Here is a 25,142-nt window from a genome sequence, read left to right as displayed (position 1 = left end):
ACGATTTGCTACTTTTGCACATGTTGCAGTTTAATGAACAAGAAAGTGAATATCCTTAATTTTTAATGTAATTTTATGATTAATTGAAAGCCGCGCTTGATTTTGTCAACGCTTATGACAAATGCCTGGTCAACTCCCAATTCAAAAATCCCTTCTCTAGCCCTGTTTCTTTGCTTATTCCTAAAGAATAGAGTTATAAAAGTGTAAAAAACCAGCAACGTCATAATGAAGCGTCACCGGTTCTTGGTTATAGTGCCAGGCAAAATACCTGACATTTTTTCATAATTATTTCTTAATTGGTTTGGAATTCACATATAGCTTTCCTGCTGCCGTGGAACTTAATGAATTTCCATAAATATCTTCTACTTTTACCACTATTTGTGCACCGTTTAATGTAAGCTTCTTAGTTGCTGTCCAGTAGCCCTCATAGTGTCCAGTACCATTTCCATTTGCATCTTTTACTTCGGTCATAACTACTTCAAAGGTGCTTAAACTTGCTATTGGCACAGATACTGCACTTGTTATGCCATTAATTGGAGCGTTAATTGTAAATACTGCCTTTTTTAATCCAGTCTCACTGTCGAACTCAACCTTTAATTTTTGATCTGCCTTTATTATTACATCACTCGATGGCATTATATTTTTAATTTCACGTATTGAGTATTTTACATTAACTGTTATGCTCTTAGCAGTTTCATTTCCTGCCTTGTCTCTAGCAACAACATTTATTACATTTTCCCCTTCCTTGGACATAATCTTTGCTGTCCAATTTCCATTTGAATCTATGTCTGTCTTTGTTCCGTTAACTTCAACATAATCTAAATAATCATCTTTAGCTGCTCCTGTTACAGTTATAACCTGATCATTTATATTAGCGTTATTTTGTGGGCTTGTAATTTCTACAACTGGTGCTACCTTGTCTAATATAACCTTTAATTCCTTCGAATAAGGAGTAGATCCGATTCCTGTAATAGTTTTTGCCTTCAGAATATTAACTCCTTCTTGAAGTACAGCATCAATTAAGAAACTTCCATCATCATTTGTCTTTCCATTTGCTATATCCTTATCACCGCTAAATATATGAACGTCCATTCCTGGAGCTGCCATACCTTTTATTGTTGCGTTTTGATTATTTAAATATGAGTTGTCCACTGGTGAGGTTATAACTGGAGCTAGTGCCCCAAGCTTAACTGTTGCTCTAATCATCATATTTCCAAAATCTTTATTTGCTAAAGTGAATGGGCCACCTTTTACAAACTGCCATGATCTTTGTGCTGCTATTGAATTTTTATCCAATGAAATTAGTGGACTTACAGGAGCCATCTTATCCTGTATTAAAACCATATAAAAATCGCCTGTTACAACTATTTGTTGCGCGGATAAATCAACGACTGTCCATTTCCCTGCTTCTCTAATAGCATTTCCATTGAATGGCCCTGCTATCATTTTTCCAGGGGTGCCATCTTTTCCACTTGCGTCATAAACTGCCACCTTAAATGTAGTTCCACCTGATGTTGGATCAAACATAAATATTCCAGAGGTTACTATTGCCGAGGTCTGTCCCTCCGGAAGTGACATTCTTACTGCATAGCCGCCTCCTGCTTCCCATTGACCCACTGAATATTCTGGTGTTCCATCATCATAGCCTATCTCTCCTGAAAAATTTATAAATGGTTTTAGCTGAAGATCATGTGTAACATTTTCATTTTTTGTAATATCTACAGTAAATCTCTCATCAAAATAGTTCTCTGCTATAACCTGTACTGTATAGTTACCTTCATATCCAGCTATTGAGTAATTACCCTCTGCATCAGTTGTAACTGGTGCTACTGCTGCATCCTCAATTAGGTAAACTTTAGCGTTTTTCACAGGATTTCCTGTTTGTGAATTAGTGATTTTACCTGTTAATGTTCCCTTAGACATTGGAACCAATGTAATGTTTGTATTTTCAAGAACTTGGTTAGCTGCTACTTGAACCTTCTTATCGCGTGGATAGTATCCATACTTTTCAGCTCTTAATGTATACTCACCTTCTTTAACCTTAAAACTATATGATCCGTCTTGCGGATTTGTTTTTGTTGAACGACCATTTTCAAGAATAGATACTGTAGCTGATAGTGGAATTACTGCTAAATTAGCATTTGTCTCTACAGAATTTATTTCTTGTTCTTTTGGGCTGTTGATTAAAGCAGATGTTGCACCTGATGCTACAGATTGGCTTGTTAATCTAAACTGTTCTTTAGGTCTGCTGCTTAAAGCTGATGTGCCACCTGGTGCTACAGATTGGTTTGTTAGTCTAACATCATCTATAAACCATCCCTGCTTATTATTGGATTCATTAGATATAAAGGCAAATGCGATATTTATTTTCTTTCCTGCGTATTCGCTTAGATCTATTTCCTCATTTGAATATCCTTCTGTCTTAGTGCCTCCATATGATGCTAATATATACCAATTCTCATCCTCGTCACCTTTAACTAGAACAAATGCACGGTCAATATTTTCTTCTACATCATACCAATTTTTAAACTGTAAATAAGCACTTCCTTTTGGCAGGACAATAGGGGGTGATTTTATTAGCATTATTTCATTTTCTGAATAAGTTCCTTCAAGATTAGTAGCTAAAACCTTCTCTCCCGAGGCTGGTGCATTAGGTCCTGTTATTGGTTTTCCCCACTTCCATTGATCCTTAAATGGAGCCTCCAAGTAGTTTTCCCATCCTGTCATTTCTGTTTCAAAATCATTAAAGTATCCTATTGTAATTGCAGGTTTAACAAGTATTGTATAGATATCACTTGTAATCTCGTTCTTTCCAAAGTCAACTATTCTCCATCTGTAAGATAGATTTGATTCTGCTACTACTCTATCAGCTGGAATTACAACTTCATAGCTTCCTGACTTGTAGTCCCCACTCTTCCTTTCAGCTGCAACGGTTGTCCACTCATCCGATGGATTATTTTTATATTGAAGCTCAACTGTCTCAACGCTTACATTATCCTGTACATCTATTTTTACTTTTTGTTCCAATCCTTCGAATATCTCTTTAACAGGTATATGGTTAAATGTTGGTAGAACTGTATCCTCGGCATTTTCTGATACTTGGCCTTTAATCTCAGATATTCCTGTCATAACTGATGTTACAGCCTTAAATGCATTAATAACACCATATCCATATCCATTGTTAGGGGTTTCAGGATATTGAGAGTCAGTACAAGGAGTTGCTGTTTCCTTTATTATTTCTTCCATTTCATTAACTGTTAAAGATGAATTGGCTTGAAGTAATAATGCTACAAGTCCTGATGTATGTGGACCTGCCATGGAGGTTCCATTCCATCCACCTTCATATTCACTTCCTGGAACTGAGGATCTTATATTAACTCCAGGTGCTGAAACTTCTGGCTTTTGTATTCCACCATATGGTGATGGACCCCTTAATGAGAAATTGGCTAACTTGTTGTTTATGTCAGTTGCTCCTGTTGCAAAGGATTCTGGATAGTTTGCAGGATTAGCAACTGATCCTGGTCCACCAGGATTGTAAGGGGTTGTATTTCCTGCTGAAAATTCTGGGAATATATCTGCTGCTCTCCAGTTTGTTATTATAGTTTTATACCAATCATCTACTCCAGGAGCGCCTCCCCATGAGTTATTAATAACATCAGGAGCCATTTCTGGATGTGGTACTCCAATACTATCTTTAGGAGCAAGCATCCATTCACCAGCTTCTATTATATCAGCATCTGTTCCGCCATCTTCAGTAAACGCCTTAACAGCTATCCACTTTGCTCCTGGTGCAACGCCGATCTTATTTGTACCATTTGGTTCTGAACCAACCATAGTACCTACTGTATGGGTTCCATGACCAACATCATCGTATGGTGCTGAACCATTATTTGCAGTTGCATCAAACCAATTGTATTCATTATTTGGATTATCTGGATTAGCTGGGTCATATCCTCTATATTTTGTCTTTAATGCAGGGTGATCCCACTGAACTCCTGTATCTATGCTACCAACAACTATTCCTGTTCCATCAATTCCTAAACCCCAAACATCTGGCGCTCCAATTTTTTCAAGGTTCCATTCTATATTATTAGCCGCTGGAACAGCAGCTACAGTAGTTTTTGCAGGCTCAATTAACTTTGTAATTCCATTAGGTTCTATACTTTCAACCTCCGGCATAGCCGCTATGTTTCTCATAACTTCCTCTGTTGCTGTAACTGCCATACCATTTACGATATAAAATGAATTATAATCCTTTACATTTCCGTTACTCTTTTCTTTTTCTATATACTTCTTTAAATTTCTCTGTGTTGAATCAGATTTAATTTTTAATTCAGAAACGATTGATGAACGAACTACTAACTCTTTTTTTACATTTGATAGTTGCTTATTCTTAGCCTTAGCTTCATTAGCGACCTTTACTGCATCTACCTGATCCTTAAATTTTACAAGAAAGGTAGTTTGAGAGTTATTTACAAATTCTTTTATAAGTTCTGCACTTATTTTATTCTCTATTACTGCTTTAGCTTCCTGGTTATAGCTTGTCTCAATATTGTCCTTTGCATAAGCAGCCTTAACATAATTTCCAGCTGGTGCAGCAAATGAACTTACGGTAAGTATGAAAGTTGTCGACAATGCAAGCAATTTTTTGGTGATTTTTTTCATGTTTAATACCTCCATATTTAGATTGAATTTACATAAAAAATCTTTTTCTCTCCTTTCCCTTAACTGCTTGACCCATTTACTTATAAAATAGGTTTTTCGATGAGTCTTACATCATTAACTGCATGTTCATCAATTTGTAAAGCATCGATAGCCGTGGATAATGTTACAGCTAGTAAGTCTTCAATTTCTTTTTTTACCAAACATCCCCCTAGTAGGATATAAATTAAGATACAAATGTTAAGAAATATCCTACTGTATGATTCATAGTTGAATAGGGTAAATTAAGAGATTGCTAACAAGATGAACGGGTCACCTCCTAAACCAATTACCGATTCTGTATTAAAGTTATGTTGTTTCTGGCTGTGGATTAAACGAATAGGTAATATTGAATTTTAACAGAATTATATATTTGCTAGACTAGCATGACAAATGGGGTTTTAAGGGGGGGCACGACCTGCTTTATTACAACTTTTTAATATTTTTTAATATTATGACAAATTATGACAATGCAAATCTATATTAATCGTACTATTAAAATAGATTTTGACTTATGGTTATAATTCAATAGATTGACTTGGGGTTATAAATCAATTTGTTGACAATTAAGGTATTGTGTGACGGGGATAAGAAGTGTAGATACGGAGCATTGGAAAGTATAAAAAAGAAGAGAGGATGCTTTTTTCCTCTTGAAAAACATCTTCTCCCCATAAACAAATGTATAGGTGTTGTTACCACATATTTTTAAATCTTTAGGTTCCGTTTAATGAAGTGAACTCTTCCGTTTTTCTTTAGGATTTTTTTGCATTGATAATTGTTTTTGACTATAAATTTTGTCCGTCGATTTCAGCTACAGGCACTTACTTTCCATGGGGAGGGATAGAGTTCCTCAGTGCTACCGTCTGTGGAGTTAAATGATTCCTTACGTGAATCATTTAACTAGGTTTCCCATTTCCCTCAATTTCCCGAAGGAGAAAAGTGCCTAAGATACAATCAACTCTCATGATAAGGTAAAATCAAGCAAATTTATCGTTTCTACGGTATTTTTCCACGAGATACGCTGCGTATTGATTTGCTTCTTCGACATTGCTTTTTTCCATATGATAGTCGAACAACTTTATCGCATAATGTTCCAATAAGCGAACATGTGCCATTTTCAGATAATAAGGAAATGCTTCTTTTTCAAGGTAATGGTAATAAAGCTCTTTTTCGTTTTGAAGATTATATTTATGTAAATAGAAGAAATGTATATAGATTGGATCGGTTATTTCTTCAGAAAGAGCAATACCCTTTTCCACCAATTGGAGCAATTCTTCGGTTGATTTCGTTCCTTGTTTCGTTAATGCATTTATATAGCCTTCCAGAGAGGCTATATGAAGGGCTGTATGGGGGTCTTTTATGTCCATAGATTGTTTATAATATTCACAAGCTTTATCATAATTTCCTTGGCGAACTTTCTGGTATGCAAGATTGTGTGTCAGCATTGCTCTTTGATGGTCTAATCCAATGTTTTCGGTCATCTCGATTAATCTTTGATATTCCGTATCTTTTGGATCGTAAAACTCGTCCCGCTCTACTTGGACCAGCATAAGCATTTCTGCTTCAATCATTCGCGTAAGACTGCGCACTTCGGTGAAAAAGCGCAGTGACTTTTCGGCAAAATAATAAGCCAATACTCGTGAATTCAGAGAATGATAAGCAAAAGCCAAATGATAATAGTACTCTTGGTTGTTGTAATAAGTTATATCGATTCCTTGAAAATATGAAATTGCCTTATAATATTCCTTATTTATCAATGCATTGATCCCTTTAATGTGAAGAAGCATGTTTTTTTCATATGGTGAAAGATTAGACCATTTGTCCATTTCAGCAATTAGAGATTTAGCGTGATGCCCCTGCCCTATCAATAAATAATATCTTGTAAGTATGAGCTTATAGGAACGATAAATAAGCGGCATTTGTAGAAGAGCAATAGCCTCTAATTGTTTCTTAATTCTCTTAGCCTTTCTTTTCAATTTTAAAATGATCGATTCATGCCATTTTTTTAAAAGGGAATCTAGGCCAATGTAAGTTTTAATTTCTGTTTCCATATCAATACAAAGGCGCTTTGACAGAAAGTTTATCGTTTCTTTAGAAACTTCTGTTAATCCTCGTTCAATTTTGCTAATATGTGTACTCGAACAGATTCCAATTCCTAAATCCTTCTGCATCATGCTCTGACGTTCACGATAGAATTTGATTATTTGTCCCTCAAGCATGGTGAACACCTCACTTTATCCCACAAATATGAATTTTTGGTTCTTATTTTACTAAAGAAAACCTCACTCGAAATAATACAATTGAGTCTCTATGATTAAAAATAACACAAAGAGAAACGACTGCGCCTAACCATTTTTTTCCAATTAATTAACCAAATCGTAGGTTTCACTAATGGATAATGAGTAACCGATAGAGCTTAAGCGTTTGTCTGTTTATGTTTTGCTGAGCTCAAGGGAAAAGGAAAGGACTATAATGATCTTCTTCCTAGGTCGATAGTTTATGTTTTTGATATAAATATTCCGCCTGAAAATACTGCCATTCAATAAGTGAAAGTTGCAGGAAGAGAATTTATTTGATTCAAATATACGTGAATAAAACCACACTCTTCAAAAAGCTCTTTCTTAATTTAATAAGATTGATACTTTAACACCTGAATTATTACATCTGATAATTAAAATGATTGAAATTAAAACAGATGGATCAGCTAGAATCTTTTATAGATTCACGGTTCCATCTGCTTTAATTTAACGTTGTTCAGTAATAATAATTTCCTGTTACTCTAACCCTCTCCAATCCACATTCTTACGTTCCATTTTTTCATATTCAAAATAAACCTTGGATGAGGTACGAAAACGAATTGATTTACTTGATGTTGAATACGTCTTGGAATCAAGAGTGGTAGAAGATGCGTTGGAAGGAAGAAAAAAAACAATCTTTCCACTTGTTTATAATACAGAAATGCCTGACGTGGTAGCTTCTGCATTGTATGAAGGGCGTATTGCTGTTATTGTGAATGGCACACCAATGGCTTCCCTTGTACCTTGTTTGTTTGTCCAATATATGGAAGAACCGAATGAATATTATTCAAAGACTGGTAGACTTTCAAACCGATTGGTTTTGGCATTTTGTTACTTTCTGGCAAGTTGCTTACCAGGTATTTATCTAGCAATTAGGAATTTTCACCAGCACTGGTTTCCGAATAAATTTGCCGAAGCATACTTTTCTTTTCAGAGTCAAAGACAATTTTACCATTTTTCTTAGAAGTCACATTGTTGCTATTCATTTTATATGTCTTAAGTTTGGTATCATTTCGTATTCCAGTGGACATGATCATTGTTGCTTCTTTGGTCGGAACAACAGTGATTGGTTCAACAGCAATAGAAGCAAAACTTATTCACCCATTAAGTTTAATCATTGTTGGCATTTCATTTCTAACGAACTTATTATTTTTGACAGGCGGGATGAGTAGCGCATCTCTTACATTGAGGTTTGTATTTTTAATTTCAGGCAATTTTTTAGGATTAATTGGAATAGGCATTGCGCTAGTAATTCTCATTTTCTATATGTCAAAATTACGATCGGTTGGCGTTCCATATTTAGCACCAATTATTCCGTTTCGACCTCAAGAGTTCAAAGATGTGTTTTACCGCGGGAATTTAAAGAAGCTAATTAATAGTCCTCACAAATTTCCACACGACGATAATGAATAATAGAATTTGCGACTTGATAAAAACAACATTGAAAAAAGATCTTCTAATGAAGATCTTTTTTCATGAATTCTTTTAAATATTAATTCATGTTGAACTTAACTGCCATTTACTTCGATAAAAAAAGCCGACCGCGTTAGCGACCATTGTTTCTTTTAAACTAACGCGCCAGTTAGTCATATAAAACTCTTCCACAGCAGGCCATTATTCTGTAAGCTTATATCCTTCTGGAACACTACCAAAACCGTTCCAATAAACCCATAACATTTTACATTTAGGACATTTTAAAAAGCTCTTCATATTCAAATAAAGTTCCTCGGCATCTATTTGCCCTTGATAATTATCCTATTTGTCATCTGATATAAATTTATATTCTATTTTACATGGAATATCTCCATACCTCAGAATTTCTCCACAATCACATAATATTTTTGGCACGTAATACACTCCTTAGATAATTGAATTAATAATATCTATTCAATTTCTAATAGAGTTTTTCCTTTTCACTAGTTTAACTTGTATTCCAGTTAGCACAAAAAAACTGCCGAAGCAGTCCATCGTTGTGTAACTAACGCTATCGTTTGTTGAACAAGTAATATTCTTCTATATTAAATGTAAAGGCTGTTTAATCCTTTTTGGGCTATAAATTCATTCCCCACATATTACACTAAACTTACAAACTCATTGTAATTTTTATTAGGATCGACAATTGGACCAAATAACCAAATAATCCAGTTGAACAACACCTCGCTGGATCAAATTTGGATTTTTTTTCATTTCAGAAAATCCCACTATAGAAAATAGCCGAGAATATTCCTCGGCTATTTAGTTCAATTATTGATTACTCACCAATTTCAGCGAACTTTTTAATACGATCACCAATTTGATCACGTACGTTTTGAAATACTGTCCATTCTTGACCAGCTGGATCATCGAATCCCCAATGCTCGCGTTTTACATGTGGTGGTGTTACTGGACAAACATCGTTCGCGTGACCGCAAAGTGTAACTACTAAATCTGCATTATTTAAGATTTCAATATCAATTACGTCTGAAGTTTGGTTACGAATATCAAGTCCTACTTCGTCCATTGCTTTAATTGCATTCGGATTTACACCATGTGCTTCAATCCCTGCTGATAAAACATTCCACTCGTTTCCTAAATATTTTTCACCCCACGCTTCTGCCATTTGGCTGCGGCAAGAGTTACCTGTACATAAGAAGTAGATTGTTTTTTTGTTGTTTGTCATGATTTATTCCACCTTTGGTGTTTGTTAGATTGATGTTTCTTTTGTAAAATATTTTCTTCTCATCCATAATGCTGCATTAACTAATGCAATCATTACTGGCACTTCAACTAATGGACCAATTACAGCTGCAAATGCTGCTCCTGAATTAATTCCAAAAACACCTACTGCTACTGCAATTGCTAATTCAAAATTATTACTACCAGCTGTGAAAGCTAACGTCGTTGAAACGCCATAACTTGCACCTGATTTTTTTCCTAAGAAGAAAGAAATGAAGAACATTAAAAGGAAGTAAATTAATAATGGAATTGCGATACGAACTACATCTAAAGGAAGCTCAACAATCACTTCTCCCTTAAGTGAGAACATCACAATTATTGTAAATAATAAAGCGATTAATGTAATTGGACTAATTTTTGGAATGAATTCTTTTTCGTACCATTCTCTACCTTTTGCCTTTACAAGAATTAGCCTTGTAAAGAATCCAGCTAAAAATGGAATTCCTAAGTAGATGAACACTGATTTTGCAACTTCTGGCATTGTGATATCTATTTCCATTCCTTCTAAGCCAAAGTACTTCGGCAATACAGTTACGAAGAAATATGCGTAAACTGAGAAAAATATCATTTGGAAAATGGAGTTAAAAGCAACTAAACCAGCTGCATATTCACGATCGCCATCAGCTAAATCGTTCCATACAATCACCATCGCGATACATCTTGCTAATCCAATCATAATTAGACCAACCATGTATTCAGGATAATCTCTTAAAAAGAGAATTGCTAATAAAAACATTAAAACTGGACCGATCAACCAGTTTTGAATTAATGATAAAAATAATACTTTTACATCTTTAAATACTCTTCCTATTTCTTCATAGCGAACCTTTGCCAAAGGTGGATACATCATTAGGATTAATCCGATAGCTAAAGGTATTGAAGTTGTTCCAACTTGTAATTTATTAAGACTTTCTACTACACCAGTATTTGAGACACCTAGAATAATCCCAATCCCCATGGCTAGGAATATCCATAATGTAAGATATCGATTTAAAAAGCCTAATCGTTTTTTTGATGTTGTCACTTAATTTCCCCCTTACTCACAACATTTTTGTCTAACAGGACTGTTTTTGATTAATTTTTCGATTAGTTCTGTTTGTGCTGGTGTGTGTACTAGAATACTGTGAATCATTGAGTAGAAGCCTGATTCCTTGTTTAAAGAATAGTAAACCCATTGACCTCTTTTTGATTCATTCAGAATTCCACCAACTTTTAATTTACGTAAATGCTGGCTAATAGCTGGTTGACTCATATCAAATGCTTCTACGAACTCACATACACAACATTCTTGTTGATCTAAAATTGCAACAATTGATAAGCGAGTTTTATCACTTAACAATTTAAGTACATCAGATACATCTTCTATCAATATTGTTGAAGTTACCATATTTACTCTCCTCCACTATATAACCATTCGCTTATATAAATATGTGCTTATATTAACAAGAAAAAAAATGAATAGCAACTATTCCGTATTTAATTTAGGCAAAATTTACATAGAAATACATTAATGTTCAACTTTTATCTAGATTTAGATTGTTTTTAAAATTCTTTAGAAACAAATACCCAAACTGATAAAAATTTAGTAAGTAGTCTCAATAAAATTACCAAAATACAGGCTCTTTTAAAATATAGAACTCTTTTTTTCCTGTTTATTTTGTGCAAGTATCGTTGCCCTCTCCATATATCTACTTGGAAAAATCCAAGTAATCTTTAGTATTAGGCAAACACACGCGGCTGCTAAGAATAAATTTGTCATGCCAATTTTATGTTCAAGGATATATCCAGTTATCGGTCCAAGAGCTGCACCTAAATCAGTGATAATTGTAAAAATAGTCATAATAAAAACAATGTTTGATACTTTAGAAGCAAAATCAGTGATAATAGCATCTATTATTGTTGTAATTATTGAAGCAATTAAAAGATGAATTAGTAATACTATCAACCAAGATGTTAGTCCCAATGGCAAAGCAATTAATACTAATAGTACAGATGCACACCCTAAAAACATAATTAGTATATTACTTTTTTGTTTTGCTTTATCAAGCACGTTCCCAATCTTAGGGATAACAAAGGGTAATATAACCCATCTAAGTGATTGCATTACTCCAGCAAGCGTTGCTGCACCTATCATAACCCCTATAATATCTATCTTATTTGTAAATTTCATATCAATAATATGACTTAATGTCGCTGTTAACATGCCGTCAAGAATCAAAATTAATAGAAATGCTGTAATGAGTATCAAAATTAGTCTTTTATTTTGAATCCCTTTATTATTTATTAATGAAGTGTTGTTATTTCTTTCTTCCCCTTTATCAGTTTGTATCCTATTAGGAATGTATTTAAAAATAAAAGGTATGCTTATAAAAGCAAGAGAACCTAAGACTATACTAATTACTTTTATTCCAAATAAATCTGCGAAAATACCTCCTAAAAGCATTCCAAATAAACTTCCTAAACGATAGAGTCCATTATAAGTACCCATCATGTTACCACGGTTACTGTCTGTAGAGAATTGCAAGACTAGTAAATATGCACCGAGTTTAAATATTGACCACGAAAGTCCCCAAACAGATCGGAGAATTAACCACAAACTAAAGTCTTTTATTAAACTGTAGCTAATTGTAGTAATACCACTCAAAAGTACAGCAAGCAAAATTCCTTTTCGAAAGCTGACTTTCTTGAAAAGAAACCCAATTAGTGGGTTTAAAGGTAGCCTTACAAACCTGTTAACTGATAGTAAAACCCCGACTTGAATTAAGGATGTTAATCCAACTTCTTTCCAGTGAGTTGGTAGAACAATATAAAGCATGGAATCACCGGCTAAACATATTGCAGTTATTAATGCAATTGCTATAATCGAATCCTTATTTGAATTAGCCATGTCTCACCTCTTATTTAAGAAAAAACCAGTCTGATATTTTTTTCAGACTGGTCTTCCTTATTATCCGCAACAAGAATTCTTTTTGATCTCAATTTTTACAGGTACACTACAACAAGAGCTTGTTTCTACATTTTGTTTTTCCCTTTCCCCATCGCAACAGCTAGTCACTAAATTCGTACTACATACACCTGTTTCAGGCAATTCTAAATGAACTTCTTTAGCTCCTACTAAATCCCCCGTTAAATAAGCTACAACTGATCGGACTTGTTCATATCCAGTTGCAAGTAAAAATGTTGGTGCCCTCCCATAGCTTTTCATTCCAACAATATAAAAGTCCTTTTCAGGTTGTCGTAATTCTTTTTCTCCGTGAGGTCTAACAGTTCCGCAACTATGAATATTAGGATCAATAAGTGGAGCAAGTGCTTCTACACTTTCAACAGCTGAATCTATACTTAATCGTATTTCCTTAAGAAATGAATCATCAAGTCTAAAACCTGTGTTTACAACAATTTCATCTATATCACTTATTGTAACTTCTTCCCCATTTAATTCTCCTGTTACACTAATTTTCCCATCAACTTCTTTTAGTTTAGTGATGTAGAACGGTGTTATAATTTTGATTTGTCCGGATTCTACCAATTTTTGAATCTTTATCCCTAGTTCTCCACGTGCTTGTAATCCGTCATTTTCTTGACCACCATATACTTCTTTAATATGTTTTTTACGTAGTACCCAATATACTTGTGTATCAGAATTGTTTTCCTTTATATTCGCGAAGTCTAATAGAGAGTTAATAGCTGAATGTCCACTACCTATCACCATAATTGTTTTATTTATATATCGGTTTTTTAGTTCGTCAACATTTGGAATACCGTAATAGATTTTTTCTTTTAATGATCGTTCTGAATTAGTCCATATTCCGTTTGAAAGTGTTGGATTCGGATTTCTCCAAGTACCTGATGAATCGATAACAGCCTTTGCTTCAAATACTGTTATATCTCCTTCAACTTCAACAAACAACTGAAAAGGAACATTGTCTCTATTCGCAGATTTTAGTTTGTCGATTCCCTTTCTGCTAACTCCTACTACCTTTGCGTTCAAGATAATACTTTCTTTAATCCCTTTAAGGTTACTTAAAGGTAACAGATATTCATTAACTAGTTCGCTACCCGTAGGAAGCAGATCTTTATTAGGTGACTTCCAGCCTGTTTCCTCAAGTAATTCATTTGCAATTTTATCTATATTGTATTCCCATGGAGAAAACATTCTTACGTGACCCCACTCAAGTATGCTTGATCCAACTTCACTACCAGATTCAAAGAGTATAAAATCCTCACCTTTTTTTAATAAGTTTGCTGCTGCAGCAAGGCCTACTGGTCCTCCACCAATAATTGCAACAGGAAGTGAATTTTCTTGTACTTTCACCATAATCTATTCCTCCTAAAATAATAATTTTTCCATCAACATAACATCAACATATTTACCGTCTAGCAAGCCTTGATTTTGAAATACGCCTACTTCGCGAAATCCATTTTTCTTATATAAACCTTGCCCTAGTTGGTTAAAAGGGAATGTAGATAAAACCATCTTGTGAAACTCATTATCTTTTGCATGCTCTTCAATTGAAGATAGAAGTTTTCCACCTATGCCTTTACCACGGAATTCCTTTTTTATATAGACTGATAAATCAGCAACCCCTCTATATGCATCACGAGGATTATATTGATTTAAACTTGCCCACCCTACTACCTTATCTTGTAGTACAGCAACAATAACTTTATACCGCCCTAAATGACTGTCAAACCATTCCATCATATATGACTTATCTTTTAATGTTGTTTCTAATGTAGCAATACGATCAATAATGCCTTCATTATAAATCTGAAGAATATCATCAATATCAGTAGTAGAAGCGATACGAATAATTAAATTATCCACTTTATACACCTCTCTTAACATTTACTATCATCATTAGTTGCACAGCAAATTGGCGATTTAGTCATAACGTCAGCAAGTAATTTAATTGCACTCTGAGTCGTTTCACGTTCAAAGTCTGTCATTTCATTGAAAATATTTTCTAAATATCCATTCACTTGTTTATCTATTCCTTTTGCTACTTTTTGACCTTTTTCAGTTAACGCTAAAATAAAAGATCTTTTATCCAACTTTGAAGCTACTTTAGTTACTAACTCCATTTTTACTAATGTTTGGATTTGTCTACTGAACGTAGTAATGTCAATCCCTAATAAGTCTGCTAGTTGTTGGATAGAAGGCCTTTCATTATTTTCAATTTCGTAAAGAATGTGACTTTGAATTACAGATACGTCTACACCATCTACTGAACAACATGTTTTATTTAGTAAACCAAAACTTCGGACAATTGCTTGAAATGAATTTCTCATATAAAACACCAACCTTATTTTTTAACTAAGCTATTTTCTCTTTTCCTAACTATTGAAGGAACAATCGAAAATGCTGTCTTTTTTAATCCTAAAATAAATCGAAATGTTGGTCCATGACTATGCGAAGACAACGGACCAGCAAAGTAAAGACCAGGTATACTCGATTCGAATGAATCGTTCAATTTTGGAAATTGTTTATAATCCTCTTCTCTTTCAATCATAGATATTAATTCCTGATCAAAAAATGGAGCCTTTTCTATATTGATGCGGAAACCTGTTGCAGCAATAACATGATTAACTGTTTTTTCTAACCCATTAGATAAGGAGATAAGAAGATCTTCATCGCTTATCTGTTTTATTTGTTCAATACTTACTTCTCCTATTTGAGGTACTAGGCCTTCAACATAAGGTTTTAAGAAATGTGCAACACTTCCTGGTGATTGACCCCATCCTTCCTTTTTTTCTTCTAATGATAAATTAAAGAAAATATCCCCGAGGTCTCGAAGAGCAATTTCATTTTCCCTACTGCCTGCATAATTTGGTCCTTCTTTACGATAAATTAATTCGACATCTGCACCATCTCTATAAAGTAAACCAGCTGCTTCCCAAGCACTTTGACCACTTCCTAGAACCACTACTTTTTTGCCTTTAAATTTAGAGAAGTCGGTATATCCTGAAGTATGGGAAACAAGGTGTGTTGGAAATTTAATTAAAAATTCAGGTAGATATTTATAATGTTCTACACCAGTGGCAACAATTACATTTTTAGTTAGATATAGATCACCACTTTCAGAAGTTACCTCAAAAAATTCATCCTTTTTTTCAACATTTGTTATTAATTCAGTTGTAAATTCAATTCCTGCCTTTTCAGAAAACCAATTTGCATATTCTACAAATATAGGTCTAGGTAATGGAGTTACAAGTTCAACTCCCGTTTCGTATGAGAATTGTTGAACAGTAAGTTCATTTTTTGCATCTGAAAAACTGACAAATTCATGTGGTGTACGAATGAACATATCTTGGGGCATTGTATTTTTCCAAAAATCCATCGGATAGCCAAATAATTTGTAATCCAGATTACTACTAACTGCATGGGCTGCTAACGAAATACCAAATGGTCCCGAACCAATAATAATTACATCCAACATATCTAACCTCTCCCTTTTAATTGCATTTTTCAAATAAAAATAATTAGATTCATGTGTTTATTATACTGTTTATAATATATTTATATTCTATTTATTTGCATTTTGCAATTAAAATTAATCATTTTTTTTGATTTAAGTGAAAATATGTATTTTAAGTATTTATAAACAAAAAGAAACCAAAAACTGCCAAATACTTAAAAAGGAATCAATTATCATCGATTCCTGAAATTATGCTACTACTTATCAGTTAAGTTTAAATACTTCTAATTAATGTTAAAATAAATTACTACCTACAATAATAATTTGTCTAATCGTAGAAAAACGAGGATGAATTTATGGTTTACAAATATTAAAATACGCAACTATTTGTGAAAGTTTTCACTTAAACTAATCTGCCATTTAGTTTAAGTGTAATCCTTCACAATCGTATGTTGATTTTAACGTAATTATCAAATTTTCGTTTAATCAAGTCAGTATTTTTTGTGAAAAATATCCATTTTTTTAAGTCATTTTAGCATTTTAAAGATATTTATTATAAAAAATAGCTTGCTAGGATTTTGCATCTAACAAGCTGTTTTTTATAAACTTTATTTAATTGGTTTTCTTATTACTACACGCTCATCTATCTCACTTACATGAAAATCTTCTTTTGTTGGAATATTTTCATTTTCAAAGTTGTTCATTTTATCCAACTCCCAACACATTATTTAATGAAATAATTAAAATGTTTCCCAATAACATTAATGTGAATTTTTTCTAACTTACAATGAACTTTCCAACTTTATTGTCCTTTTACATATCGAACATTCTTCAAAAAAATATTATTCAACTGTAACAGATTTCGCTAAGTTACGTGGTTTATCAACGTCACAACCACGGTGTAATGCTGCGTAGTAAGAAATTAATTGTAATGGTAGTACAGATAAGATTGGTGATAATTCTTCTTGTACTTTTGGTAGTACGAAGCGATCACCTTCCATTTCTAAACCTTCCATTGAGATAATACATGGGTTTGCTCCACGAGCTACAACCTCTTTTACGTTTCCACGGATGTTTAAGTTTACTGCCTCTTGAGTTGCTAATGCTACTACTGGCGTACCTTCTTCAATTAAAGCAATTGTTCCGTGTTTTAATTCTCCACCAGCAAATCCTTCTGCTTGGATGTAAGAAATTTCTTTTAATTTTAAAGCACCTTCTAAACATACGAAGTAGTCAACGTTACGGCCGATGAAGAATGCATTACGAGTAGTTGCTAAGAATTCAGATGCAATTTTCTCCATTTCTTCTTTTTGACCACAAATAGATTCCATCGCATTTGCTACGATACCTAATTCTTTTACAAGGTTAAAGTTAACAACTTTACCTTTAGCTTTTGCTAAGTCATTTGCTACGATTGCTAATACTGCTAATTGAGCTGTGTATGCTTTTGTTGATGCTACAGCGATTTCAGGACCTGCATGTAATGGAAGTGTATAGTTAGCTTCACGAGATAATGTAGATCCTGGAACATTTGTAATCGTAATTGCTTTATAGCCTAATTTATTTGTTTGTACTAATACCGCTCTGCTATCAGCCGTTTCACCACTTTGTGAAATGTAGATAAATAATGGTTTTTCTGATAGTAATGGCATATTGTAAGAAAACTCACTAGCAACGTGCACTTCTACAGGAACACCAGCCATTTTTTCGATAAATTGTTTACCCACTAAACCAGCATGGTAACTAGTTCCACAAGCAACGATATATAATCTATCTGCTTCTGCTAGAGCTGCTTTAATCTCGCTATCTATTACAAGTTCGCCATTTTCATTTTGATACTTTTGAATAATGTTACGAATTACTAATGGTTGCTCATCAGTTTCTTTTAACATGAAATGAGGATACGTTCCTTTTTCAATGTCACTAGCATCAATTTCAGCTGTATATGGAGCACGCTCAATTTTATTACCGTTTAAGTCCATTAATTGAACTTCGTCTTTTGATACTAAAATTACCTCTTTATCATGTAACTCGATAAATTGATCAGTAATTTGTAACATTGCCATTGCATCTGAAGCAATAACATTAAATTCTTCACCAACACCTACAAGAAGTGGGCTTTTATTTTTTGCAACATAGATTACGTCTTCATTTTGTTTGTCTAACAATGCAATTGCATAAGAACCTTTTAGAAGTTTTAGTGTTGCTGTAAATGCTTCTAAAACTGTTAAACCTTTTTTAATATGAAGCTCTACTAACTGTACGATAACCTCAGTATCAGTATCACTAGTAAAGTTAAAGTCATTTAAATAATCGTTTTTTAACTGTACATCGTTTTCAATAACACCATTATGAACAAGTGTAAAACGTTCAGTAGAACTTTGGTGAGGATGCGCATTACGTTTACTTGGAGCTCCGTGTGTAGCCCATCTAGTATGTCCGATCCCAACATGCCCGTCTGCCTTTGCTGGAATAGCTTCACGTAAAATTGCAATTCTACCTTTTTCTTTATAAACTTCTACACCATTATCTGTTAAAAGAGAAATCCCAGCAGAATCGTATCCACGATACTCTAATTTCTCTAAACCTTTTAACAAAATTTCTTTAGCATTATTATTTCCAATATATCCAACGATTCCACACATAATATCTATTGCTTAGTAAGTCCTCAACAAGACGTACAAAAGTTGCCTAGGAATGGAATGCTGTTTCCCTAACCGTTTATTATTTAATTTTCGATTCCCTCGTCATGTTTAATAGCGGTAGAGGACTTACAAGCAATATCCACCTACCTTTCGTATTATCGCAATTAGCGAGTTCATTTTATAATTTTTAAACGGTGCATCAGATTATTTACTTTTGTCCACTCGGTCACCCGCGTGTTTTACGTAAATAATTTCGGTTGTGATACATCAACCGGGAGTCATCCGCCGAAACTTCGATAAAACTCCACCTCGTCAACTACACATTCTCGTCCTGTGTAGTTCTGGCGCTTTGTTTAAACCTTTAATAATTCATATCCTCCTCTCATGTTAGGAAAACAATAAAACAACTATACTATAATTCAAAAGTCATGGTCAACAAAAATTTTTTTGGAAGTTTTGAAAGTATAGCCGCTTATATAACAAAAATATGCATAGAAGGACACATTAGTGCTCATCTATGCATATAAAATTTAATTTATTATTCGCCTACTTCTTCTTTTACAACAGATACAATTCTTTCAACAAATAATTTACATTCTTCTGCTGAAGGAGCTTCTGCCATTACACGAATTAATGGCTCTGTACCTGAAGGACGTACTAAAATACGACCATTACCATTCATTTCAGCTTCTACTTCTTCAATTGTTGCTTTAATTCGTTCGTTGTTCAAAGCTTCGTTTTTATCTGTAACACGAACATTAATCAATAATTGTGGATATTTTTTCATTTCTCCAGCTAATTGTGATAATGTTTTACCAGTTTCTTTCATGATGTTTACAAGCTGAATAGCACTTAACATGCCATCACCAGTCGTAATATAATCTAAGAAAATGATATGACCTGATTGTTCTCCACCTAGGTTAAATCCATTTTTTCTCATTTCTTCCATCACATAACGGTCACCTACACCAGTTACTGCACTTTTCATCCCATTAGATTCTACAGCTTTATAAAAGCCTAAGTTACTCATAACAGTCGATACAACAGTATTTTGTTTTAAGCGTCCTTTTTCATTTAAATACTTCGCACAAATATACATGATTTGATCACCATCAACGATATCACCATTCTCATCAATTGCAATTAAACGATCTCCATCGCCATCGAATGATAAACCTACATCGGCACCTTTTTCTTTTACTAACGCTGCAAGTGCTTCTGGATGAGTCGAACCTACGCCGTCATTTATATTAAATCCATTTGGGTTTGTTCCCATTGTTACGATATCTGCTTCTAAGTCCGCAAAGATATAAGGTGCTAATGAAGATGTAGCTCCATGAGCACAATCAAGAGCAACTAATAAACCAGAGAAGTCCTCATCAATTGAATTTTTAAGGAATTGTAAGTACTTTTGACCACCTTCAAAGTAATCGCTAACTTGGCTAAGGTCACTTCCTGTTGGTCTTGGCAATTTATCTACTTCGGCATCCATAAGTTCTTCAATTTCATCTTCTTGCTCATCTAATAATTTAAATCCATCAGGACCGAAAAACTTAATTCCATTGTCCTCTACAGGATTGTGAGAAGCTGAAATCATAACACCAGCCTGTGCACCTAATGCTTTTGTTAAATATGCAACTCCAGGAGTCGAAATAACACCTAAACGCATTACTTCTGCACCGATCGATAGTAAACCAGCTACTAGTGCACCTTCTAACATATGTCCTGATACACGCGTATCACGGCCTACTAAAATTTTTGGTTTCACATTATTTTTTGTTAAAACATATCCACCGCAACGTCCAATTTTATATGCTAACTCTGGAGTTAGCTCCTTGTTTGCTACCCCTCTTACACCATCAGTTCCAAAATATTTACCCATTATGATTCTCCTTCTAATTCGATGATTGTCCTACTATTTCTGTATCCTTATCAGATTCGGCCGTATTCTTATCCGTTATTTCAACGATCACAGTATCGTAATTTAATCTATAAATTACACCTTCTGGCGCACTAATCGATAGTGTTACTTCATGTGTACCCGCTTCTAAACCACTTACTTTTGCAGTGATAATAAGATCTTTCGGATCTATTGCATTTAAATCTTCATCAAATCCCCTTGCAGAGACTGTTACCTTACCTGAAGATGGTTTCGAAATTTTATATGTAAAATTGTCATTTTCTCCAGTAAATTGAATTGGTATATCACTAAATTTTTGTTCTGTTTCTTTTGCTAATTCAACTACAACCTCTACTGTACTTGGATCAACTTTAAAAGCACCATCTGGTGTTGGAACAGTAATTTCGTATGTACCACTTTTATCAAATGATGATAAATCAACTGGCACCTGAATCGGTCCTCTAAAATTATTTAACCAATCTTCAGATGCATATATCTTAACTTCATCAGTATTAGTTATCATACTTTTTAATTTTAACCCATCCTGCAAAGTACCATTTTCGATAATCTCAATCGGAAAATAAGCACTTTGTGAAACAATTGGGACAGTTACTTCAACATTCTTTGGGACACTACTGATCGCTAATTGTGTACCCTTTTTATTATATAGTTTCACAGGAAGTACCTGACTAAACGTTTGATTTGCGTCTGATACGTCTATATCTACCTTTGCGTATGAAACTTGGGCTACTTCCTCAGCAGATCCTACTATCTTTACTTCATTTGGTTTAATAATGGCGTCCTCTGCTTTATAGCCATGTTTAATTTTGTTTTCGTTTATATAAACAGCTTTTATTGAGACTACTTTTTCTACTTTTTCTTTAATCGTAACTGTAACAGTCCTTGGTTTGATCGTCGCTTTAATCTTTTCTGATAAATTGCGCACTTTTAAAGGTACTTCATATGTCCCTAAAGCATAAGACGTTAGATCAATGTAAACTTCAAAATCTCTTTTCATTTCAGCTGTTTTAACGATACTATTGGGACCATCTAACTGTACTGATACAGTTTTTGGAATTCCATTTACAATTAAATTTTCTTGATCATAGATCGGTGTTACAGGAATATCTCTAAGTAGCTCTTTTTTATTCATCATGGGTAGATCAATAATATTGGAACTACTCGATTGTGGAACTAAATTAACAGACATAAAAAGTAATAAAGTAACTAATAATGCGATTCCTCTTAAAATCCAACGGTTATCCATAAAATTATCCATTACGTTTTACCTTCCAATTCCATTTTGATGTAGTGGACTCTTCTGGTGATTTTAGTTCCGTATTCAATAAATTTACTAGTTCATCTTTTGATAATTCTCTATATAAGTTCCCATTCCTTGCAACTGAAACAGCCCCTGTCTCTTCGGAAACAACAATGGTAATACTGTCTGTTACTTCACTAATACCAACTGCCGCTCTATGTCTTGTACCTAGCTCTTTAGAAATGAATGCACTTTCTGAAAGCGGTAGGTAACATGCTGCTGCAGTAATTTTTTCGCCTTGAATAATAACTGCACCATCATGTAATGGTGTATTTGGAATAAAAATATTTATGAGCAGTTCTGATGATAAATTAGCATTTAGTGGGATACCTGATTCAATATAATCCCCCATACCCGTTTGTCTTTCAAACGATATAAGAGCACCTATTCTTCGTTTTGCCATGTATTCAGTAGCTTTTGCAATGCTTTCCACTACGTCGGTTCGATCATTTCCACCACCAGGAGAAGTTCTTGAGAAAAAGCGACCTCTACCAAGTTGTTCTAATGCTCTTCTTAGCTCTGGTTGGAAGATAATGATTACTGCTAAGAATCCCCATGTTAGTGCTTGATCCATTAAAAATTGCAATGTATGTAAGCCAAATAAGCTACTTAATACTTTCACAACGATTATGATCGTAACACCTTTTAATAATTGAACAGCCTTTGTCCCTTGTATAATGATAATTAGTCGATATATAACAAACCAAACTAATAATATATCTAATCCATTTTGTAAGTATTGTAAAAAATTTATATGTAAAGAAGGCACCTTTTACCCTCCTAATTATTAATTTTAAAACCCGTATCTTCAGTATTATACCATATTTTCGTTATACACAAAATTTGAGAATTATTAACTATCTTAACAATTATTTAAATATGTGATATTACAATGAAATATAAATGAAAAAAAGCTAGCAAATCATGCTAGCTTTACAGTTATAACATATAATTATTTGTTTTATAATAATTTTTCTCCAAGTAATGATCCAATTAACGCCACAGCCACGATTGCTGTTTTATTTTTTTCATCTAAGATTGGATTAACCTCTACAAATTCAATTGATGTAATGATATCTGAATCTGATAACATTTCCATTGCTAAATGACCCTCTCTGTAAGTGATCCCACCAGGAACAGGCGTACCAACACCAGGTACATGAATCGGGTCTAAACCATCAAGGTCTAATGATAAATGTACACCATCACAGCCTTTTAAGTGGTCAATTGTTTCTTCCATCACTTTTGTCATACCTAATTTATCAATTTCATGCATTGTATAGACTTTAATGCCTAATTCCTTAATTATAGCTCTTTCACCTTCGTCAAGATCACGAGCTCCTATAATGATTACATTCTCTGGTTTTACTTTAGGAAAGTAACCACCAATCTTCGTTAATAAATCATGTCCATGACCTAATGACACAGCTAGTGACATACCATGGATATTTCCAGATGGTGAAGTTTCTGCTGTATTTAAATCTCCATGAGCATCAAACCAAATTAAACCTAAATTATTATAGTGCTTTGAAACACCTGCTAATGTACCAATCGCAATACTGTGATCTCCACCTAACACTAAAGGCATTCTGTTATTTTTAATAACTTCATCAACTTCAACTGCAAGCTTTTCGCAAGTATCTTTTACTGATTTTAAGTTTTTTAGATTATGTTCAGTGTGATCTTCTTTTACTAATGTACGATCTACTAAGATATCCCCTAAATCTTCAACATTATATGAAAGATTTTCAATACGTTCATGAAGCTGTGCATATCTAATTGCACTTGGTCCCATATCTACTCCACGTCTTGTTTGACCTAAATCTAATGGTACGCCGATGATCGAAATTTCTTTTTTCATGTTATTTCCCCCTATGTCAATTACGTAAGAAAACGCTTACTTTATTTTTTAAATAAAGAACCCTAAATTAGATTCTTAAAGTTATTAATTATACTAATAGTTTAAATCTTTTGAAACGAATGGGTCAACTCAACATTTTTTTGTATACATATGCATTTTTCTCTTCTATATTTTATGTTTTTAGACAAAAAAAAACCTTAGTCAAAAGACTAAGGTAACACTTTATGTATATTGGTGGAGCCTAGCGGGATCGAACCGCTGACCTCCTGCGTGCAAGGCAGGCGCTCTCCCAGCTGAGCTAAGGCCCCATTATATATTTATACAGAAATGGAGCGGAAGACGGGGCTCGAACCCGCGACCCCAACCTTGGCAAGGTTGTATTCTACCACTGAACTACTTCCGCATAAAAAAAAAGAGTGAGCCATGAAGGATTCGAACCTTCGACCCTCTGATTAAAAGTCAGATGCTCTACCAACTGAGCTAATGGCTCGTAATGAATATTACGATCAATTTGAATGAAATTGTGTAAAAAAAATGGCTGGGCTACCTGGATTCGAACCAGGGCATGACGGAATCAAAATCCGTTGCCTTACCGCTTGGCTATAGCCCAACAATAAATGGTGGAGGGGGACGGATTCGAACCGCCGAACCCACAGGGAGCGGATTTACAGTCCGCCGCGTTTAGCCACTTCGCTACCCCTCCGGAGTTATTAAATTAAATGGTGGAGGATGACGGGCTCGAACCGCCGACCCCCTGCTTGTAAGGCAGGTGCTCTCCCAGCTGAGCTAATCCTCCATAATATAAATGGTGACCCGTACGGGATTCGAACCCGTGTTACCGCCGTGAAAGGGCGGTGTCTTAACCGCTTGACCAACGGGCCATATGTATAAGTTTTTCCCAAGCTTCCAACCGGGCTCGAACCGGTGACCTCTTCCTTACCATGGAAGTACTCTGCCTGCTGAGCTATGGAAGCATAAAAAATGGCTCCGCAGGTAGGATTCGAACCTACGACCACTCGGTTAACAGCCGAGTGCTCTACCACTGAGCTACTGCGGAATGGTTTTGAACCAAGCGACGTTCTACTCTCACAGGGGGAAACCCCCAACTACCATCGACGCTGAAGAGCTTAACTGCCGTGTTCGGTATGGGAACGGGTGTGACCTCTTCGCCTTAATCACCTGATTTATTTTCTTTGGACAATGATTATTATATCAAAATATCAATCAAAGTCAACATTTTTTGAAGATTTTCTTGGAATGTTATTCCATTTTATACCTTCAAAACT

17 protein-coding genes, 9 tRNA genes, 1 rRNA gene and 1 pseudogene are annotated in these 25,142 nt (G+C 34.4%); 2 read left to right on the top strand and 26 right to left on the bottom strand.

The features are described 5' to 3' along the window. Positions 1-285: 285 nt before the first annotated feature. Both V7056_RS06685 and V7056_RS06680 read right to left on the bottom strand, forming a co-directional pair. A complete protein-coding gene (locus V7056_RS06685; RefSeq protein WP_499700439.1) occupies positions 286-4,665 on the bottom strand; it encodes a S8 family serine peptidase in 4,380 nt (1,459 codons plus the stop codon). A gap of 1,013 nt (positions 4,666-5,678) precedes the next feature. Next, the gene (locus V7056_RS06680) at positions 5,679-6,920 is read right to left on the bottom strand and encodes a helix-turn-helix domain-containing protein (RefSeq protein ID WP_499700437.1); all 1,242 of its coding nucleotides are present in this window, start codon (positions 6,918-6,920) and stop codon (positions 5,679-5,681) included. Positions 6,921-7,536: 616 nt separating this feature from the next. Here V7056_RS06680 and V7056_RS06675 point away from each other — a divergent pair. Next, positions 7,537-7,962 (top strand): spore germination protein, encoded by a 426-nt coding sequence (locus tag V7056_RS06675; RefSeq protein WP_499700435.1) that lies wholly within the window; start codon positions 7,537-7,539, stop codon positions 7,960-7,962. Positions 7,963-7,973: 11 nt separating this feature from the next. Continuing rightward, entirely contained in the window at positions 7,974-8,411 is a 438-nt protein-coding gene (locus V7056_RS06670; RefSeq protein ID WP_499700433.1) for a spore germination protein, read from the top strand. A gap of 201 nt (positions 8,412-8,612) precedes the next feature. Here the strand turns inward: V7056_RS06670 and V7056_RS06665 are convergent. From V7056_RS06665 to rrf, 24 genes and pseudogenes are all read right to left on the bottom strand, one after another. After that, positions 8,613-8,846: pseudogene (locus V7056_RS06665) on the bottom strand (DUF8617 domain-containing protein). 403 nt (positions 8,847-9,249) lie between these two features. Further along, the gene (arsC, locus tag V7056_RS06660) at positions 9,250-9,657 is read right to left on the bottom strand and encodes an arsenate reductase (thioredoxin) (RefSeq protein ID WP_499700431.1); all 408 of its coding nucleotides are present in this window, start codon (positions 9,655-9,657) and stop codon (positions 9,250-9,252) included. Positions 9,658-9,681: 24 nt separating this feature from the next. Beyond that, positions 9,682-10,737: an ACR3 family arsenite efflux transporter gene (arsB, locus tag V7056_RS06655; RefSeq protein WP_499700429.1), complete on the bottom strand. Its 1,056-nt coding sequence runs from the start codon at positions 10,735-10,737 to the stop codon at positions 9,682-9,684. A gap of 12 nt (positions 10,738-10,749) precedes the next feature. Next, a complete protein-coding gene (locus tag V7056_RS06650) occupies positions 10,750-11,100 on the bottom strand; it encodes an ArsR/SmtB family transcription factor (protein WP_499700427.1) in 351 nt (116 codons plus the stop codon). A 237-nt stretch (positions 11,101-11,337) separates the two neighbouring features. Next, positions 11,338-12,600, bottom strand: coding sequence for an MFS transporter (locus V7056_RS06645; protein WP_499700426.1), 1,263 nt, complete (start codon positions 12,598-12,600; stop codon positions 11,338-11,340). 60 nt (positions 12,601-12,660) lie between these two features. Next, complete coding sequence (locus V7056_RS06640; RefSeq protein ID WP_499700425.1) at positions 12,661-14,028, bottom strand: NAD(P)-binding domain-containing protein; 1,368 nt, start codon at positions 14,026-14,028, stop codon at positions 12,661-12,663. Positions 14,029-14,040: 12 nt separating this feature from the next. Next, positions 14,041-14,538 (bottom strand): arsinothricin resistance N-acetyltransferase ArsN1 family A, encoded by a 498-nt coding sequence (locus tag V7056_RS06635; RefSeq protein WP_499700423.1) that lies wholly within the window; start codon positions 14,536-14,538, stop codon positions 14,041-14,043. A 14-nt stretch (positions 14,539-14,552) separates the two neighbouring features. Further along, entirely contained in the window at positions 14,553-15,002 is a 450-nt protein-coding gene (locus V7056_RS06630) for a MarR family winged helix-turn-helix transcriptional regulator (protein WP_499700422.1), read from the bottom strand. Between the two features lie 14 nt (positions 15,003-15,016). Then, positions 15,017-16,150: an NAD(P)-binding domain-containing protein gene (locus V7056_RS06625; protein WP_499700420.1), complete on the bottom strand. Its 1,134-nt coding sequence runs from the start codon at positions 16,148-16,150 to the stop codon at positions 15,017-15,019. Positions 16,151-16,971: 821 nt separating this feature from the next. After that, on the bottom strand, positions 16,972-18,774 hold the full coding sequence (gene glmS, locus V7056_RS06620) for a glutamine--fructose-6-phosphate transaminase (isomerizing) (protein WP_499700418.1): 1,803 nt from the start codon (positions 18,772-18,774) through the stop codon (positions 16,972-16,974). Between the two features lie 538 nt (positions 18,775-19,312). Continuing rightward, on the bottom strand, positions 19,313-20,656 hold the full coding sequence (gene glmM / locus V7056_RS06615) for a phosphoglucosamine mutase (protein ID WP_499700416.1): 1,344 nt from the start codon (positions 20,654-20,656) through the stop codon (positions 19,313-19,315). A gap of 13 nt (positions 20,657-20,669) precedes the next feature. Further along, positions 20,670-21,953, bottom strand: coding sequence for a CdaR family protein (locus V7056_RS06610; RefSeq protein WP_499700414.1), 1,284 nt, complete (start codon positions 21,951-21,953; stop codon positions 20,670-20,672). After that, a complete protein-coding gene (cdaA, locus tag V7056_RS06605) occupies positions 21,946-22,764 on the bottom strand; it encodes a diadenylate cyclase CdaA (RefSeq protein ID WP_499700412.1) in 819 nt (272 codons plus the stop codon). The genes V7056_RS06610 and cdaA overlap by 8 nt, the downstream gene beginning before the upstream one ends. A 192-nt stretch (positions 22,765-22,956) precedes the next feature. Next, the gene (rocF, locus tag V7056_RS06600; RefSeq protein ID WP_499700410.1) at positions 22,957-23,856 is read right to left on the bottom strand and encodes an arginase; all 900 of its coding nucleotides are present in this window, start codon (positions 23,854-23,856) and stop codon (positions 22,957-22,959) included. 232 nt (positions 23,857-24,088) lie between these two features. Continuing rightward, positions 24,089-24,164 (bottom strand) — tRNA-Ala (locus tag V7056_RS06595). Between the two features lie 20 nt (positions 24,165-24,184). Further along, a tRNA-Gly gene (locus V7056_RS06590) sits at positions 24,185-24,259 on the bottom strand. A gap of 14 nt (positions 24,260-24,273) precedes the next feature. After that, a tRNA-Lys gene (locus tag V7056_RS06585) sits at positions 24,274-24,346 on the bottom strand. Positions 24,347-24,391: 45 nt separating this feature from the next. Further along, positions 24,392-24,466, bottom strand: a tRNA-Gln gene (locus V7056_RS06580). Between the two features lie 8 nt (positions 24,467-24,474). Beyond that, positions 24,475-24,559, bottom strand: a tRNA-Tyr gene (locus V7056_RS06575). 17 nt (positions 24,560-24,576) lie between these two features. Beyond that, positions 24,577-24,652 (bottom strand) — tRNA-Val (locus tag V7056_RS06570). 10 nt (positions 24,653-24,662) lie between these two features. After that, a tRNA-Glu gene (locus V7056_RS06565) sits at positions 24,663-24,737 on the bottom strand. A 20-nt stretch (positions 24,738-24,757) separates the two neighbouring features. Further along, a tRNA-Thr gene (locus V7056_RS06560) sits at positions 24,758-24,830 on the bottom strand. An 8-nt stretch (positions 24,831-24,838) separates the two neighbouring features. Further along, a tRNA-Asn gene (locus tag V7056_RS06555) sits at positions 24,839-24,913 on the bottom strand. Positions 24,914-24,923: 10 nt separating this feature from the next. Continuing rightward, positions 24,924-25,039 (bottom strand): 5S ribosomal RNA (rrf, locus tag V7056_RS06550). Between the last annotated feature and the right edge of the window lie 103 nt (positions 25,040-25,142).

It is taken from the genome of Bacillus sp. JJ664 (genome assembly GCF_036962205.1).
Lineage (GTDB): Bacteria > Bacillota > Bacilli > Bacillales > Bacillaceae_G > Gottfriedia.
Note: the sequence above shows the minus strand (reverse complement) of the source record. Positions and strands in the feature narration are given on the sequence as shown.

Bases quoted from the DNA above. Each gene is read 5' to 3' on its own strand.
- V7056_RS06685 (WP_499700439.1), bottom strand. From the start codon at position 4,665: ATGAAAAAAATCACCAAAAAATTGCTTGCATTGTCGACAACTTTCATA.
- V7056_RS06680 (WP_499700437.1), bottom strand. From the start codon at position 6,920: ATGCTTGAGGGACAAATAATCAAATTCTATCGTGAACGTCAGAGCATG.
- arsC (WP_499700431.1), bottom strand. From the start codon at position 9,657: ATGACAAACAACAAAAAAACAATCTACTTCTTATGTACAGGTAACTCT.
- V7056_RS06650 (WP_499700427.1), bottom strand. From the start codon at position 11,100: ATGGTAACTTCAACAATATTGATAGAAGATGTATCTGATGTACTTAAA.
- V7056_RS06645 (WP_499700426.1), bottom strand. From the start codon at position 12,600: ATGGCTAATTCAAATAAGGATTCGATTATAGCAATTGCATTAATAACT.
- V7056_RS06640 (WP_499700425.1), bottom strand. From the start codon at position 14,028: ATGGTGAAAGTACAAGAAAATTCACTTCCTGTTGCAATTATTGGTGGA.
- V7056_RS06630 (WP_499700422.1), bottom strand. From the start codon at position 15,002: ATGAGAAATTCATTTCAAGCAATTGTCCGAAGTTTTGGTTTACTAAAT.
- V7056_RS06625 (WP_499700420.1), bottom strand. From the start codon at position 16,150: ATGTTGGATGTAATTATTATTGGTTCGGGACCATTTGGTATTTCGTTA.
- glmS (WP_499700418.1), bottom strand. From the start codon at position 18,774: ATGTGTGGAATCGTTGGATATATTGGAAATAATAATGCTAAAGAAATT.
- glmM (WP_499700416.1), bottom strand. From the start codon at position 20,656: ATGGGTAAATATTTTGGAACTGATGGTGTAAGAGGGGTAGCAAACAAG.
- V7056_RS06610 (WP_499700414.1), bottom strand. From the start codon at position 21,953: ATGGATAATTTTATGGATAACCGTTGGATTTTAAGAGGAATCGCATTA.
- rocF (WP_499700410.1), bottom strand. From the start codon at position 23,856: ATGAAAAAAGAAATTTCGATCATCGGCGTACCATTAGATTTAGGTCAA.